Consider the following 15,901-nt stretch of genomic DNA (forward strand, 5'->3'; position numbering starts at 1 on the left):
TCAGGCTTAAAACAGCGTCATCTGCGACTTGGGCCGGCGCAATATTGCCTGTGCTTGCGCCACATCTTCGGCGGTTACTTCTACGTCGCCTACGTGCTCGGGCAGAGGCTCGGCTTCTCCCGCTGCACTGCCGTTAACGGGCTTGGGAATGGTGGCCGGACCCTTCTTTTTCTGCTGGGCTTTGCGCTCCGGCTCGGGGCCTTCGTCGGTGAGTAATTCCACGCTCAGCACCTTAAAGTAGTTGAGCTTGTTGCCCATGGCCTTCCAGCCTTTCACGTCGATGAACTCATGCAGGTGAATGCGCTCGGTGAGCTTCTCCCCTTTTTTCTCCTTCTGCACCTTTACCTCTATTTCGGGCACTACGCCGCAGGTTACGCAGGACAAGCTCGTGCCTTTGGTTTCGGGCAGGAACGAGAAGCGCTTAGCCACGGTGCTCGTTTCGATCCGGAAACGTTTCACGAAGTAGGTCTTCGTTTCACCTTCCAGGTACACCGCGTTGATGACCGTATCGGGCTCGAACTTGCGCAGCAGCGCGATGTTGCGCACTTCGAAGTGAATAGCTGGGTCGGGCGGCGTCAGTTCGTACGAGCCGTCTTTGTACACCACCAGCACCGTGTTGTCGGTATCGAACGTACCCAAGAAGCGACCGTGGCCGCCGGTGTTCAGGCGGCCCACCACCTCGTCGAAGAAGATTTCGCGGCCTCCAAGGGTGGAGTCGCCTAACGATTTCTGGGTGATTTTCTTGACGGGTTGCTTAGTCACGATGTTGCCCATCGAACCCTTGCCCTTGATGGCCAATTCGGCAAAATCGAAGTCGAACTGCTTTACCCTTGCCGGGGCCTTGTCCGAGAGCTGAATGGACAACACCTCTGATTCGGAGTTCGGGTTAGCCGTTAGGTACAGCACCTTGGAGTTTTTGCCGCCCTTGGTCAGGTCGTAGCTTTTGTCGCGCGTAATGCCCGTAACCAGGAAACGCTTGCCGTAGCTGATGCCCGAGGGGCCATCCTGGTACACCATGTTGTACACCAGTCGGTCGTCGTTCTTGTTGTAGATGCCCACGTGCAGAATATCCTTGCCCACGAAGGTCTTCTCGGCAATTTTGGTCACCACGAACGATCCGTCGCGCTTGATGGCAATGATGTCATCGAGGTCGGAACAGTCGCACACGAACTCGTCCTTTTTCAGGCCGTGGCCCACAAAACCGTCTTGGCGGTTCACGTACAGCTTCTGGTTGGCTACGGCTACTTTTTGGGCCGTTACCACATCAAACGTGCGCAGCTCGGTTTTGCGCTCCTTGCCGTCGCCGTACTTCTTCAGCAGGCCCTCGAAGTAGCGAATGGCGTAGCGGGTGAGGTTGGCCAAATTGTCGGCTACTTCTTCCAGCTCGGCTTCCAACTTCTGAATCAACTCGTCGGCCTTGAAGCCGTCGTACTTGGAAATGCGCTTGATGCGGATTTCGGTCAGGCGCGTGAGGTCGTCTTCGGTAATGGCGCGGCGCAGCACAATGCGCGCGTCGTTGGCCCGCTCCTTCTCGCCCTGAATACGCACGTATTTCTTGAGGCCGGTATCGATGGTCTCCAGAATTTCGGCCCAGGTTTCGCACTCCTCAATTTTGCGGTAGATGCGGTTTTCGATGAAGATTTTTTCCAGCGACGCCGAGTGCCACTTTTCCTGCAGCTCGTCCTGCCGGATTTCCAGCTCGCGCTCCAGCAGCCGCAGGGTTTTCTGGGTGCTCAGGCGCAGCATATCCTCCACGGCCACAAAGCGCGGCTTCTCGTCGATGATGACGCAGGTGTTGGGCGAGAGGCTGATTTCGCAGTCGGTGAAGGCGTACAGCGCGTCCATAGTCAGGTCGGGCGACACGCCGGTGGGCAGGTGCACCTGAATTTCCACGGTGGCGGCGGTGTTGTCGACCACCTTCTTGATCTTGATTTTATTCGCCTCCGACGCCTTCACGATGCTTTCCATCACCCCAGTGGTGGTGGTACCGTAGGGCACGTCGCGAATCACGAGCATGGTCTTGTCGGCCTTCTCGATGGTGGCGCGCAGGCGCAGCTTGGAGCCGCGCAGGCCACCATTGTAGTTCGTTACGTCGCAGAGGCCGCCGGCCGGGAAGTCGGGGTACAGCACAATGTCGCGGCCCTTGAGTACGTCGATGCTGGCCTTGCACAACTCGCGGAAGTTGTGGGGCATAATCTTCGTGGAAAGACCCACGGCAATGCCTTCGATGCCTTGCGCGAGCAGCAGCGGGAACTTCACGGGCAGCGTTACCGGCTCGCGCTTGCGGCCGTCGTAGCTGGCCTGCCACTCGGTGGTGTCGGGGTTGAAGACCACATCCAGCGCGAACTTGCTCAGGCGGGCTTCGATGTAACGAGGAGCGGCGGCGCCGTCGCCGGTGCGTACGTCGCCCCAGTTGCCCTGCGTTTCGATGAGCAAGTCCTTCTGACCCAGGTTCACGATGGCGTCGCCGATGGAAGCGTCGCCGTGTGGGTGGTACTGCATCGTTTGGCCGATGACGTTGGCCACTTTGTTGAAGCGGCCATCGTCCATTTCTTTCATGGCGTGCAGAATGCGGCGCTGCACGGGCTTGAGGCCGTCTTCGATGGCGGGCACGGCCCGTTCCAGAATCACATAGGAAGCGTAGTCCAGAAACCAGTTCTGGTACATGCCGCCGATGCTGGAAATGTCGTGAATGGTTTCGCCGGGCTTAAAGTCGGCTTCTTCGGGCTGGGCTGGTTCTGCTGCCTCTTCATCGGAATCAGCATCGAGCAAGCCATCGAGGTCGTCGAGGGGCAACTCGTCGGGGTTATCGGCCTGCCCCGAATCAGAAGCTTCGGGGGTGTCTGCCGCGGCGGCGGAGTCGCCAAAATCTACCGTGTCGCCCGCGCCGAACAGTTCCGGCTGCTCGTCGCGCGGGGTATCGTCGGGGGTCGGGAATTCAGTGTTGACCACAGTTGGTGCGGATTGGTCAGGAAGTGGAATGCGTGTTGCCATCAAAAGTACCGTAAGCTGCGCAGAGCGCAACAATTTTCAAGGCTCTGCACGCGCATAAAGTTCCTAAATTATTTAGTATTTAACTAGCCGCGACAACTCAAAATGTTAGCAAATCCACTCATTGCGCACCAATCTGATGCCCGTACACAGGGTAAATCAGTCAAAATACGCTTTGGCTGTTTCCTAGCAGGCTGGGCCAACCATGCACGTCGTATTGTGATGACCCAACACCACCTGAAGCCCAGCCTGACAGCTCCACATACCCCTCCTTCTAGCGCCCTGATGGCCTGACGCTACCTTGCACTACCACGAGGTTGGGAGCTGGAACTCAGCAACCGCATTAGCGGGGAAACAGGGCCGTAAATACCGAACCCTGCCCAATTTGGCTTTGCACCTCAATGTGCCCGCCCGCGTTTTCCAGAATCTTCTTGACCATGTACAGGCCAATGCCGCTGCCTTCCACGTGGTCGTGGAAGCGCTGAAACATGGTGAATAGCCGCTGACTTCCGGCTAAGTTCAATCCCAACCCGTTATCCGCCACCACCAAACGCACGTATGGGCCGGCTTCGGTGCAACTAATCTTCACCCGCGCCGGACGACCGGAGGCGCTGTACTTAAAGGCGTTGCTCAGCAAATTATACACTACGCTGCGCAGGTTCTTTTCGGCAAACGAAATAGTTGGGCAGGTCTTCACATCTACCTCCAACTCGCCGTCGACGGCGTGCATCAACGGGGCCAGATCCTGTTGTACGTCGTGAATTAGGGCTTCCAGATCGACCAGGGCCGCGGGTTGCTCCTGCTCCTTTTGCAGCTTGGTTACCTCGGTTAAGTGCTCAATGGTGCGCTTAAACCGGTCGACGGAATCCTGCATCATAGCCAGCAAAGGCTGCACCTGCTCTTGAGCCAAAACGGCTGGCGGAAGCTCGCTTAGCAAGGCCTGCAACAGGCCTTCAATGTTGTTGATGGGCGCCTTTAGATCGTGCGAGGCGGTGTAGATGAAGTTATCGAGGTCGACGTTTGCACGCAGCAATTGAGCGTTGTTATCCTGCAACTGATGCTGGGCCTGGTCGATGCGCTCCAGGGCCAGCTTGTGCTCGTGAATGTCGGTGTACGTGCCTATCCATTGCATTATGGCGCCTTGCGCATCATACGATGGCAAGGCCCGGCCCAACATCCATCTATATTGACCGGAGGCATCCAAAATCCGGCATTCCACTTCCAGCGGCTCGCCGGTGGCCAAGCATTTCTGCCACCCTTCTCCCGCCGTCGCCAAATCATCGGGGTGAATGTGGTTGCCAATGATGCTATTCATATCGGCCTGGGGTGTTTGGCCGGTATATACAAACCACTGACGGTTGAGGTAGGAATTCCGGCCGTCGGGAGTGGCCGTCCAGGCAATTTGGGGAATGCCTTCCAGCATACGCTGGGCTTCGGCAATGGCTTGTTCGGCTGCTTTGCGCTCGGTTTGTTGCCGGGCAAGCTGCTCGTTTTTGTACTCGATAAGCGCATCCTGAGCCGAGATACGCGCTTGAATGACCTGCATCTCGCGTTGCGCGGCAAGGTCGGTTAAGATAACCGACAGCACCGGCGTGCCATTGAACACCAACGCTTTCATGGAAAGGGCCAGTGGACGAAACACGTCTTTGCCGGAGCGCAACGGAAGTTCGCCTTTGGCGCTGCCGGCCCAGCCCTTCGCGAGCAAGGCTTGCCAGCGCAGCAGCAGGTTGTCGGGAAGCAGGTTCGCGAAGGAAGTACCGATAAGGCCGTGGAGCGGCTCGTAAAGCCACGCGGCAACGCAGGCGTTAGCGTAAAGAATGAGGCCGTCTTCGCTGAGCAGCACCGCCCCTTCGTTCATCTGCTCGATGAGGGTGCGGTAGCCCTGGTCGGCGCCTTCAAGGGTGAAAATGCGCGGGCCTTCGGGGCCCTGCACGGCCAGCGCATCCACGGCGCCGGTACGAATGGCGGTAAGCAGCTCTTCGGCCTCCTGCAATTGAATTCGCAGCTCCTCGTTTTCCCGGGCCAGGTCCTCAGCAAGCATGGGAGGCACGTTGTTCATAGGTTAAAGGGTGCTGGCGTCGAAAGGCACGCCCAACACCTTCAGCACCCGGCTACGGTCGGAAAGGTCGCCAACCAGCCAGCGCGTGAGGCCGGGTTTCTTTTTAACGAGCGTGGGAGCCGCAATTATCTGGTCCTGCTGAGCCAGTTGCGGCTGTTGGTAAATATCCACAACCAGCAACTCGTAACGTCCCTTCAGGTACTGTTCGCAAATGTCGGTAATGTTGCGCACTGCTCGGGTGGAGTTGGGCGTAGCGCCCGTAATGTAGAGGTGCAACACGTACTCGGGGCCGGCGGTTTCAGCTGATTCTTCTGTTTCCATCCGCCCGCTATTTGTTCTCAATAGCTCGAATATCGAGCCCCACCAGCACGCGCTCCTGGTTCGATAAGTCGCCGATGATTTTGCGGATGGGCTGGGGCACTTTGCGCACAAGCGTGGGAATGGCTAATATCTGGTCGCCTTCGGCCAGCTGTGGGTTTTGAAGCAGGTCGATGACTTCGATCTGGTACCGGCCCTGCAAATGCTCTTCGCAGTATTTTTTCAGATTCGCCAAGGCCGTAACCGACTTTATGGTTTGACCAGCTACGTAGAGGCGCAGTTCCCAGATTTCCTCGTCCATGGCTGATGAAGTGCTTGCGGGTACCGTTTGCATAAAAAGGTCTACGAATGTTGGGGAGGCTCGGGCGTGGCACCCGGCTGTTCGGAGGGAAAATGATGGGCAATTTGCTGCCGCCCGTGGGTGAGCGTTTGCACGCGCTGCCGCTCTTCGTGGTTGATCTGGCGCAGTTCCTCCTCCACCGACTCAAACTCGGTGCGCAGGTTGGCAATAGTAGCTTCCAGCACGCGGCGCTTGCGGGCCAGTTCCCGGTCTTTGCGCTCGGTTTCCTGCTGCGCGGCCAAAGTCTGCGCTTGCTCCTGCATTTGCTGCGACAAGCGACTGGCGCCGGTAACAATGCCGCCCGGGCCAATTACCACATCCAGGAGTTTAATGCCCTGTTCGGTTACCACAAACTCCCGCACTTGGTTGGAATGCGCCATGCCGCGGGATTTGAGGATGCTGATGCCGCGGTTCCGCTCTCCTACGCCTTCCAAATCACGCACGCTAATCCAGGTATCCACGAGCGAGGAAACCCCTTCCTCCGTCATTTCCTGCTGCACGTTGCGGCCGCTCACCAAAGCCGTGAACAGGGCAGTGATATTTTTCACCTTCAGGTAATCGATGAGACGGGTGAGCATGCTGCGTACTTCCGCAATGTTGCCCACCGTAATAAGGTTGCTAATGGGGTCGATGACCACGGCATCAGGCTGCAACTCGTTGATGAGCCGGTGCAGCGTAACCAGGTGCTTCTCCAGGCCATTGAGCGTGGGGCGGGAAGCTTCAATGTACAACTGCCCCTGCCGGATGCACGGCTCCAGGTCCAGGCCCACCGAACCCATGTTGCGCACCAACTGCTGCGGCGACTCTTCGAAAGCAAAAAACAGGCAACGTTTGCCTTGGCGGCATATTTCATGGGCAAAACCAGCCGCCAGCGTGGTTTTAGCCGTGCCGGCAGTACCGGTAATAAGCACGCTGCTGCCCCGAAACAAACCGCGGCGCCCAAACATATCGTCGAGCCCGCCCACGCCCGTCGACACGATTTCGTCGGATACGTCGTGGGCCAGCTTGAGCGAGGTTACGGGCAGAACCGAAATGCCCGATTCGCTGATCAGGTAAGGGTATTCGTTGGTGCCGTGGGTACTGCCGCGGTACTTCACAATGCGCAGCCGGCGGGTGGTAATCTGGTCGATAACGCGGTTATCAAGCAGAATAACGCAGTCCGAAACGTATTCTTCCAAGCCTTGGCGCGTGAGGGAGCCTTCGCCCCGCTCGGCGGTAATAATGGTGGTTACGCCCTTGTCTTTCAACCAACGAAACAGCCGGCGAATTTCGGAGCGGAGCACCCCTTGGTTGGGGAAGCCCGAAAACAGAGCCTCAATGGTATCAAGCACCACGCGCTTGGCGCCAATGCTGTCGATGGCGTAGCCCAGCCGAATGAACAGGCCTTCCAAGTCGTATTCGCCGGTTTCCTCGATTTCGGAGCGGTCCACATGCACGTGGTCGAGCTTGAGCTTCCCGGCGGCCTGCAAGGCTTTCAGGTCGAACCCCAGCGACGTAACGTTGGCGGCCAGCTCGTCGGCCGTTTCTTCGAAAGCCATGAGTACCCCTGGCTCGTCGAATTCCTGAATGCCACGCACCAGGAACTCCACGCCCATCAAAGTTTTCCCGCAGCCTGCGCTGCCGCACACCAACGTGGGGCGCCCCAGCGGCAACCCGCCTTCTGTTATTTCATCGAGCCCATCGATGCCCGTGGGGGCTTTGGGCAGTTTGGGCAAAGCGGCGGCAATGGCAGTCATAAACGCGGCAAAAATTCAGCGGTAATAAGCGGCGCTGCCAACCATTGAAAAGGAGCCAAACAAGAAGCTCACGGACCTTGGGCAGCAGCAGCCAGTTGGAAAGGTACGTAAATACAGCCGGGCCGTTCAGCGTAAGCAGTGGTAAGACCAGCTCAATGCCAAGCCGGCGGCTGCTTTTAGGCTGGCTTCTCTACTTGCCTACCGCTCCCCTGAAGCTATTACCGCAAGCCAAAGCCTGAAACACAAAAACGCCCCACCTGCGCGTGGCCGGTGGAGCGTTTCGTGGTGCGTAAGCGTATGCTACGCCGAAGCGGCTGGGTAATGGGTTTGAGCCCCCAAAATCCAGGCAACCGATCCTTCTACCGGGCCGCTGACGCTGGGCGCGGGCGGGGTAAGCGTAATGGTTACCGAGGAGTTGCTGGCGTTGGTTTGCACCGAGTGGGAGTAGCTCGACTCGGTTACCGAGGCCAACGGGATGCCCAGGAAAGAAGCTTTTACCGTGCTGGATTGCTGGAACGTGGTAGCAATGCTTTGGTAGCTGCTGCTGGTAACGGTGATTTGCACCGTGGGGTAGTTGGATATGGCAACGCCCGTGAGGTAGCCAAACGGCCCGTTGGGCGAGAAATCGAGGGTGCAGGCCGGAGAGAAATGGAAGCCCGACACATCGGCGCCCGCGTTTTGAATGGCTTCGGTGATGGGCTCCATCCAGAGCCAGTTGGTGTTCAGCGACGGGTTAAAGGAAACCGGCCCGAAATTGACCAGCGTTACCCCGCTGAAGACCATGGAAATATCGACCGAGTTGGAGCTGGTGGCGATGTTATCGGAAAAGTAGCTGGCGCTGGCCCCAACCGAAACGCTGAAGAAGTCGAAAATGGGAATGGAGAAGCCCGTGCTGCCATTCACCGACACCGTTACCTCCGATTCACTGGTGCGCTTAACGGACATGTGCAGCGGCACCGCGTTCGACGTATCGGCCAAGCCGTTGATGATGTCGTTGAGCGGCGTGGAAACCGCGTACGCCGGCACCAGCTGGCTGATGGTGTCAATGGCCATGCCGCCGTTAGCAGCCGTGGGCGACTGCACGGCCAGCAGAGCGTTCTGCAGGTAGCCGTTGTTCATGGTGGTGGCGTTCTGCAGCGAAACACTGGTGCCCAGCGCGTTCAGGTAAGCAGCCAGAACCGGGCGAATGGGCTGGCCGCTGGCGGGCGTGTTGTTCAGCAGCGCGTTCAGGTTAGAAGCCTGCTGAATGCTGGTGAGGTCAGTTGCCGGCTTGGCCCAGGTGCTGGCAATGGTGCTCATAATAATATCGATGGGCTGCTGGGTGGCGGTAGCGGCCGGCAACGAACCGTAGGCGGCCCGCCAGGCATTAAGCAGCGCCATCTGCTGGTTGGTGGCGTTTTTCTGGGCCTGGCTCAGCAAGTCGTTATCGGCAGCAGACAAGTGGTAGCCGATCTTGCTGAATACCTCAATGTAATTGGTCGTGAACAGGTCGCTGTCGAGCTGCGCGGGCGTGGCCTTGGCTGCCAGGTTGTGGCCTATCCAGTTGTAGGTAGCTCCGTTGAAAAGCAGGTTGTTGGGGTTCTGCCAGTAATAAGGAAAATTGCCCGCGCTGCCAACGGCAAAACTCACGAGTGGGCTGCCTTCCAGCGCCGTACCAAGAATATCATCGGCCTGGGAGCGGAGTGCATCGATAATAGCGGAAGCTTCGGTGGCGGGCACAGCTTCGGCCACGGCCAGGGTTTCGGAGTTGATCATGGGAATAGATTGCTACCTGTAAGGGGAATGGATGCTTACTCTATCGCGGCTTTTCAGCGTCCGCCGTTGTCATGGGGTGAAGCTTCAGATGACATGTCAAAGGACGGCAGCGGCGAAGTCCGTTTTCAGCGTAGAAACGCCCTTATTTGTAAATCGAGTGTTTCTACTTGGCCCAGGTGGAAAAGCGTCGCCCCGCTGTTCTTCCGGCCGAAAAACGGGGAAGTACAGCGGAGCGAAACCCGGTAGCGCAGCAGGCGGGTATTACTCCATCTCAATGAGTTGGTGCTTCACCGCAAACAGCGCCAGGCTTACGGCGTTGCTCATGCCGGTTTTATCGAGCAGGTTTTTGCGGTGCCCCTCTACGGTACGGTAGCTGATGAACAGCAAATCGGCAATTTGCTGCGAGCTGAGGCCCTTGCAAATCAGCGTCAGTACTTCCCGCTCGCGCTCGGTTAACTCCAACGGCGCCACCGAGCCCGGCAGCTTTTTGCGGGCAAGGCGCGGACTTGCCGGTTCCTGAAGCCCCTGGCGCATTACCTGCGCCGTGGTGGCATCAATGTAGAAGCCCTGCATGTGCACCTGGGCAATGGCCTCGCCCAACGTTTTCTGGTCGATGTCTTTGGGCAGATACGCGTGTACGCCCAGGCGCATGAGCTCTAGGATGAACTCGGGGGCGTAATTCATCGACAGAATAATGATGCGAACGGCGGGGTACTGTTCCCGTAGCACTTGGCTGATAGCGCGCCCGTCCATGTCGGGCAGGTGCAGATCGAGCAAAACCACATCCGGCTGCTGCGCTTCCAAAGCCGTGAGCAGCTCCGGCCCCGAACCCGCTTCGATTATAACCTCGTGGTAGCCCACCCGCCCCAGAATGTGCCGCAAGCCCTGGCGGAATAGCTTGTGGTCGTCTACAATGGCAAGCGTAATCGGATTCATGGCATTTGAAGTATTACATAACGTTTTAGACTCGAAGCCTTGCCCTATTGCGGCAGCCGCAACCGCACGTGCGTGCCCTGCCCCACCGCCGACACCACCGATAACTGCCCCCCGTGCAGTTCTGCGCGGGCCTGCATGCCGCCCAAACCCATGCCCGGCGGGCGGTCGGCCAGCGCCTGGCCCTGGTCGAAGCCGCGGCCGTTATCGGTTACGCTGAGCAATACCCAAGGGCTTTGCGGCTCGATGCGCAACGACACGTGGGTGGCACCAGCATGTTTTATGGTGTTACCCAGAGCCTCCTGGGCAATGCGATACACGGCCAATTGTTTGGCTTCGCTGAGCGAGTCAACGCTTGGGTCGAGATGCACCTGCACCTCAATGCCGGTGGCCGCCAATCGATTGATAATGGTTTCAAGCGCTTTGCGCAGGCCCAGTTTGTTAAGGTTAGCCGAGGAAAGGTTATGTACGATTTCCCGAATACTCCGCACCGTTTCGGAAATGATGTCGGTGGCCTGCTCGGCCAGTTTGGCCACATCGGGCGAGGGAGCTTCGTACTGAATTTGATTCACGAACAGCTTAGCCACCGACAGCGAAGCCCCGATTTCGTCGTGTAAGTCGCGCGTAATCCGCTCCCGCTCGCTTTCCTGGGAGCCTATCACGGATTTAATCATTTCTTTCTGGTACTCCAGCGCCAACTGTTGCAACCGTACCTGCTGGCGGTACGCACGGCGCTGGTAGATAATCATAATCATTACCGTGGTTGTGGCCAGCAGCAGCATTACGCCCACCCCGCCAAACAGAAGCCAGGCAAACTCTACTTCGGCGGGCTTATCCATAGAGCGTAAGCATAAGCGGCGTACAGCACCAGATTTAACCCGGCATGGGTTGCCCAAATATGAAAATTAAGCTGCTGGGAGTAGTTCAGCGCGTAATTGATGAATAAGTAAATGAAAAAGTTAGCCGAAAAGAACACCAACAGCCCCAGCGACACCCACAGCATGGGCTGGCGCCACAGCTCCCCGGCCACCGGCTCCCGAAAACTCCGGTAGGCATGGCGCAAAGCCAGCGCTATAATCATAACGCTTTCGGCGGAGCGGGCCAGGTTGCTGATGACCAGCGGCTGGTTGCTGCGCCACACAAACTCGGTTAGTACTCCGGCCATGAAAAGGCCAATGGCTACCGTGGCGTACTTCCGGTACGGCGGCGTAACCAAGCTGTACAGCCACACGAGCAGGGCGAATTCCACGCTCATGTAAATGGGCCACAGAAACAGGTTGTTGATTTTCAGGAACCAGCACACCCGCGACACCACTTCCGTGGCCAAAGCAAACCACACCAGCGCTGTCAGCACCCGCCCCGTTTGGGGCAGGTGCCGAAACCGATAGGCCGCCACGCCGCTGGCCAGCAAAACGGGCGCAACCGCCGATAAAATGATTACCTGCTCGCGGGTGTACGCCATTACCCAATCAGGTAGCCGCTGCCTAGCACGTGCGTGGGCAAGGGGCCGTTAAGTCGAAGTACACGTCGTCGGTTGGGTCGGCGGCACCCACTGCCACGGCGTTAAACAGCAAGCCGAAGGTGTAAACCAACCGGCCTTCGGTGTCGTGGGCTTCTTTGGGCAAACCGAAGTACTTGTGCAGCCCGAAGGAAATGGCCACATCGGGCGAGCTGGCGAAGGGCTTTACGGCCTCCATAAACTCGCGCAACGGGTAGTTATAGCCCTGCAAAAATCCGTACGGCGTTTCAAACATGGCCGCGGTTACTTCATCGGCCAGTACTTTTTCCTGCCAATGTTTTTTCCACTGAGCTGCCAGCTCGGCCGGAAGGTTTCCTTGTTCTCCGCTGGTTAAAGCAGCGTTGCTGAACTCGCCTGCCTGGGGGTTGAAGTAGGGCGTAAGGCGCTGGCCGTAGTTATCAACGCCAAACAGCAGCAATTCAAAATGGTGGGCACCCTGGTCGTCCTGACGCAAGCCGAAGCGGATTTTGACGGTGCTGGCCCCCATGGTGGAGAAAAGCAGATTGGCGCTGGCGTGCCCCAAAACAACGCCTTGCTGGAAAGCCGAATCGCGTTTGAAAAAGGGCAAGGGCTTGGTGTTTTCCTGCTGTTCTGCCCAAGCCAATGTCCACTTGGCAAAAACGGAGTCTGAAATCAGATGTACGGATTGTAACATTTAGTAAGAATTTAATTAGCACGGCCAAGGTACACATTATCCGAGGCAGCACTGCACATTCACTATATTAAATTCATTTGCCAGCACGTTTAGAGGCACAAAAACGCCCCGCTGGAGTGGGTTCCAGGCGGGGCGTTTTAAAATAGCACAGGCATTTTTTAGAAATGGCTTCTAGCTAAAAGCCAAATCCTCTTCGGCTACGGTTTCGGCCGGCAAGGTATCGGACGTCACCAGATCCTTCTCGATGCGCAGGTGGTCGATGATGAAGGTCTGGCGGTCGGGCGTGTTTTTGCCCATGTAGTAAGTCAGCAGCTTTTGGATGGAGCGGTCCGACTGCAGAATCACCGGCTCCAGGCGAATGTTGTCGCCGATGAACTTGCCGAATTCGTCGGGGCTGATTTCGCCGAGGCCTTTGAAGCGGGTGATTTCCGGGTTGCGGCCCAGCTTGCGCATGGCGGCCTGCTTTTCCTGCTCGTTGTAGCAGTAAATGGTGGTTTTCTTGTTGCGCACCCGGAACAGCGGCGTTTCCAGAATGTACACGTGCCCGTTGCGCACCAAATCGGGGAAGAACTGCAGGAAGAACGTGAGCAACAGCAGGCGAATGTGCATGCCGTCCACGTCGGCGTCGGTGGCAATTACCACGCGGTTGTAGCGCAGGCCTTCCAGGCCTTCTTCGATGTTGAGCGCGTGCTGAAGCAGGTTCAGCTCCTCGTTCTCGTACACGATTTTTTTCTTCAGCCCGAAGCAATTCAGCGGTTTACCGCGCAAGCTGAATACGGCCTCGGTTTCCACGTTCCGGCTTTTGGTAATGGAGCCCGAAGCCGAGTCGCCCTCGGTTATGAACAAGGTGGTAAGAAGGGCTTGGTCGTTGGTGTCGGCGCCGAAGTGGAAGCGGCAGTCGCGCAGCTTGCGGTTGTGCAGGTTGGCTTTTTTGGCGCGCTGGTTGGCCAGCTTTTTCACGCCCGCCATGTCCTTCCGCTCCCGCTCGCTCTGCTCAATGCGCTTCTTTAGGTTCTCGGCCGTTGCGGGGTTTTTGTGGAGGTAGTTGTCGAGGTTTTCCTTGAGGAAATCGACCACGAAGTTGCGCACCGTCTCGCCATCGGGCTCCATCACAATGGAGCCGAGCTTGGTTTTGGTTTGCGACTCAAACACCGGCTCCTGCACGCGAATAGCCACGGCGCCCACAATGCTGGCCCGAATATCGGTGGCGTCGTACTCCTTTTTGTAGAAGTCGCGCAGGGTTTTCACGATGCCTTCGCGGAACGCGGCCAGGTGCGTGCCGCCCTGCGTGGTGTTCTGGCCATTCACGAAGGAGTAGTACTCCTCGCCGTAATCGTTGCCGTGAGTTAAGGCAATTTCGATGTCGTTGCCCTTCAAATGAATGATGGGGTATCGAATGGCCTCGGGGTCGGTTTTACGCTCCAGTAGGTCGCGCAGGCCGTTTTCGGAATGGTACTTCTGGCCGTTGAAGTTGATGGTGAGGCCCGCGTTCAGGTACGCGTAGTTCCACATCTGGCTGTCCAGAAACTCCGGGAAGAAGCGGTAGTTGCGGAAGATGGTGTCGTCGGGCTCGAACATCATCAAGGTGCCGTTGCGCTGGCTGGTCTTGATGGGCTTGGGGTTGCTCTTGAGAATACCGCCCTCGAACTCGGCCGACTTCATCTGGCCTTCGCGTACGCTCTGTACCACAAAGGTTTTACTGAGCGCATTCACGGCCTTGGTACCCACACCGTTCAGGCCCACCGATTTCTGGAAGACCTTGGAGTCGTACTTGCCACCGGTGTTGATCTTGCTCACTACATCTACCACCTTGCCCAGCGGAATGCCGCGGCCGTAGTCGCGCACGGTTACGCGCTGGTCGGTGATTTTCACCTCAATGGTGCGGCCATAGCCCATCATGTGCTCGTCGATGGAGTTGTCGATAACCTCCTTCACGAGAATGTAAATGCCGTCGTCGGGCGAGGAGCCGTCGCCGAGCTTGCCGATGTACATGCCCGGGCGCAGACGAATATGTTCGCGCCAGTCCAACGAGCGGATGGAATCCTCGTTGTAGCCGTGGTCGGCGGTTTTGGCGTTCAAGTCGAGGTCAGCTTCTTCGGCGAGCGGGAATTGCTGGTCAGCCATGCGTAATATCCTTCAGTACGTTTAAGCGGTAAAATAACGCAGAAAGGCGATGTTTACCGCCTCTACCACGCTGCGGCGCCAAGCTATTATCCTTGGCAAAACCGCATCTTGCCTAACCTTGCTAGCAGCGGATAGGTTCAGCCAAAAATCCGAAAATTCCGGCAGTATTCCAAGATTCTCCCCTCCCTCCTTCTCCCAATTTATTTAGCAAATGTTTCCTCCTCAGAACAACTTTCACGTACCTCGCTCCCCACAAGGGCCGCCGGAAATCAAGTTTCCACCGGCGGTTTATTACACCTTAGTGCTGCTTGGGCTGGTGCTGCTCGTGTATTCCCTGCGTTTGCTCGACGATGTGCTGCTCCCTTTTCTGTTCTCGGGGCTACTGGCGCTGTTGCTGCTTCCGCTCTGCCGCCGCTTCGAAACCTGGGGCGTACACCGGATTTTGGCCATTGTGCTGTGCATTCTGCTGCTGTTCCTCATTCTGGCGGGTATGATTTACCTGTTTGGCTCGCAGATTATGCAGTTCCAGGAGGAGTTGCCCAAGCTGCAAGACAAGCTCATTCAGTACTTCGACCAGATTCAGCAATGGCTTAGCCAGAAGTTTAACATGAAGCCGGTGAGCAAGGACGAACTCATCGACAAATCGATGGACTCGGTGAAAAAGCAGGCCGGCGGGTACCTGGGCAGTACCATCAATACCACCACCGGCGTGCTAAGCGTACTAGCCTTGGTACCGATTTATATTTTCTGCTTCCTCTACTACCGCGACCATTTGCGGCAGTTCCTCTTCCGCTTTGTATCGCCCGATAAACGGAAAGAGGCGCTGCATACCATGGATAACGTGCAAACCGTGGTGCAGGCTTACATTACCGGCTTGCTCACGGTTATCGTGATTGTGGCAGTGCTAAACGCCATCGGCTTACTGGTACTGGGGGTGAAGTATGCCATTTTCTTTGCCGTGTTTGCCTCAGTGCTGGCGGTTATTCCCTACATCGGTATTCTGGTGGGTGCCACGCTGCCGGCACTCATTACCCTGGTGGAAACCGGTTCGCCGGTGCGGGCGCTGCTGGTGGTGGGTGTGTTTGTGTTCGTGCAGTTTCTGGAGGGCAACTTCATTACGCCCACTATTACGGGTTCCAAAGTCAGCATCAACCCCATGGCCGCCATTATTGCCTTGATTTTGGGCGGTGAATTGTGGGGTACGCCAGGCATGATTCTCAGCATTCCGCTGGTGGCCGTGCTCAAAGTGATGATGGATGCCTACAAGCCGCTGGAGCCGTTCGGCTTCCTTTTGGGTGATGTGGCCTCCGGCGACGATACGCAACAGGATTTAACCGACTCTAACCCCAACTGGCTGAAACGTGCCTGGCGCAAGCTGCGGAGCGAGGGTTGAGTTTTTGGTGTAACCCCGCCGCCCGCAGTGTAGTATAAGCTCCGGAAGCCGCGCTTCGGCCGAGCTTCCCTCGATCCA

General features: G+C 57.3%; 12 protein-coding genes. 1 reads left to right on the forward strand and 11 read right to left on the reverse strand.

The genetic code is table 11. The features are described from left to right. Positions 1–6: 6 nt before the first annotated feature. From ABD903_RS15600 to ABD903_RS15650, 11 genes are all read right to left on the reverse strand, one after another. Complete coding sequence (locus ABD903_RS15600) at positions 7–2,667, reverse strand: DNA gyrase/topoisomerase IV subunit A (RefSeq protein WP_425555513.1); 2,661 nt, start codon at positions 2,665–2,667, stop codon at positions 7–9. Positions 2,668–3,334: 667 nt separating this feature from the next. Beyond that, positions 3,335–5,050 carry an ATP-binding protein gene (locus ABD903_RS15605; RefSeq protein WP_345225794.1) on the reverse strand — a complete coding sequence of 572 codons (1,716 nt, stop codon included), beginning with the start codon at positions 5,048–5,050 and terminating at the stop codon, positions 3,335–3,337. Positions 5,051–5,053: 3 nt separating this feature from the next. Continuing rightward, complete coding sequence (locus tag ABD903_RS15610) at positions 5,054–5,371, reverse strand: circadian clock KaiB family protein (protein ID WP_345225796.1); 318 nt, start codon at positions 5,369–5,371, stop codon at positions 5,054–5,056. Positions 5,372–5,378: 7 nt separating this feature from the next. After that, positions 5,379–5,702, reverse strand: coding sequence for a circadian clock KaiB family protein (locus ABD903_RS15615; protein ID WP_345225798.1), 324 nt, complete (start codon positions 5,700–5,702; stop codon positions 5,379–5,381). A gap of 8 nt (positions 5,703–5,710) precedes the next feature. Then, positions 5,711–7,444 (reverse strand): circadian clock protein KaiC, encoded by a 1,734-nt coding sequence (gene kaiC, locus ABD903_RS15620; RefSeq protein WP_345225799.1) that lies wholly within the window; start codon positions 7,442–7,444, stop codon positions 5,711–5,713. 300 nt (positions 7,445–7,744) lie between these two features. Continuing rightward, on the reverse strand, positions 7,745–9,199 hold the full coding sequence (locus ABD903_RS15625) for a hypothetical protein (RefSeq protein ID WP_345225801.1): 1,455 nt from the start codon (positions 9,197–9,199) through the stop codon (positions 7,745–7,747). Between the two features lie 261 nt (positions 9,200–9,460). Next, complete coding sequence (locus ABD903_RS15630; RefSeq protein ID WP_345225803.1) at positions 9,461–10,135, reverse strand: response regulator; 675 nt, start codon at positions 10,133–10,135, stop codon at positions 9,461–9,463. A gap of 44 nt (positions 10,136–10,179) precedes the next feature. Next, positions 10,180–10,971: a sensor histidine kinase gene (locus ABD903_RS15635; protein WP_345225805.1), complete on the reverse strand. Its 792-nt coding sequence runs from the start codon at positions 10,969–10,971 to the stop codon at positions 10,180–10,182. Further along, positions 10,950–11,594, reverse strand: a complete 645-nt coding sequence (locus ABD903_RS15640; RefSeq protein ID WP_345225807.1) for a hypothetical protein — start codon at positions 11,592–11,594, stop codon at positions 10,950–10,952. Before ABD903_RS15640 ends, ABD903_RS15635 begins: the two co-directional genes overlap by 22 nt. Positions 11,595–11,616: 22 nt before the next feature. Beyond that, positions 11,617–12,306, reverse strand: a complete 690-nt coding sequence (locus tag ABD903_RS15645; RefSeq protein WP_345225809.1) for a hypothetical protein — start codon at positions 12,304–12,306, stop codon at positions 11,617–11,619. Positions 12,307–12,477: 171 nt separating this feature from the next. Then, the gene (locus ABD903_RS15650; protein ID WP_345225810.1) at positions 12,478–14,430 is read right to left on the reverse strand and encodes a DNA topoisomerase IV subunit B; all 1,953 of its coding nucleotides are present in this window, start codon (positions 14,428–14,430) and stop codon (positions 12,478–12,480) included. 211 nt (positions 14,431–14,641) lie between these two features. Here ABD903_RS15650 and ABD903_RS15655 point away from each other — a divergent pair, with 211 nt between their 5' ends. Then, the gene (locus ABD903_RS15655) at positions 14,642–15,823 is read left to right on the forward strand and encodes an AI-2E family transporter (protein WP_345225812.1); all 1,182 of its coding nucleotides are present in this window, start codon (positions 14,642–14,644) and stop codon (positions 15,821–15,823) included. Positions 15,824–15,901: the final 78 nt, after the last annotated feature.

Origin of the sequence: Hymenobacter koreensis (assembly GCF_039541855.1) — a bacterium.
Classification (GTDB): domain Bacteria; phylum Bacteroidota; class Bacteroidia; order Cytophagales; family Hymenobacteraceae; genus Solirubrum; species Solirubrum koreensis.

Coding starts and splice junctions, on each gene's coding strand:
- ABD903_RS15600 (WP_425555513.1), bottom strand. CDS start 2,667: ATGTACCAGAACTGGTTTCTGGACTACGCTTCCTATGTGATTCTGGAA.
- kaiC (WP_345225799.1), bottom strand. CDS start 7,444: ATGACTGCCATTGCCGCCGCTTTGCCCAAACTGCCCAAAGCCCCCACG.
- ABD903_RS15610 (WP_345225796.1), bottom strand. CDS start 5,371: ATGGAAACAGAAGAATCAGCTGAAACCGCCGGCCCCGAGTACGTGTTG.
- ABD903_RS15655 (WP_345225812.1), top strand. CDS start 14,642: ATGTTTCCTCCTCAGAACAACTTTCACGTACCTCGCTCCCCACAAGGG.
- ABD903_RS15625 (WP_345225801.1), bottom strand. CDS start 9,199: ATGATCAACTCCGAAACCCTGGCCGTGGCCGAAGCTGTGCCCGCCACC.
- ABD903_RS15615 (WP_345225798.1), bottom strand. CDS start 5,702: ATGCAAACGGTACCCGCAAGCACTTCATCAGCCATGGACGAGGAAATC.
- ABD903_RS15635 (WP_345225805.1), bottom strand. CDS start 10,971: ATGGATAAGCCCGCCGAAGTAGAGTTTGCCTGGCTTCTGTTTGGCGGG.
- ABD903_RS15630 (WP_345225803.1), bottom strand. CDS start 10,135: ATGAATCCGATTACGCTTGCCATTGTAGACGACCACAAGCTATTCCGC.
- ABD903_RS15605 (WP_345225794.1), bottom strand. CDS start 5,050: ATGAACAACGTGCCTCCCATGCTTGCTGAGGACCTGGCCCGGGAAAAC.
- ABD903_RS15645 (WP_345225809.1), bottom strand. CDS start 12,306: ATGTTACAATCCGTACATCTGATTTCAGACTCCGTTTTTGCCAAGTGG.
- ABD903_RS15650 (WP_345225810.1), bottom strand. CDS start 14,430: ATGGCTGACCAGCAATTCCCGCTCGCCGAAGAAGCTGACCTCGACTTG.
- ABD903_RS15640 (WP_345225807.1), bottom strand. CDS start 11,594: ATGGCGTACACCCGCGAGCAGGTAATCATTTTATCGGCGGTTGCGCCC.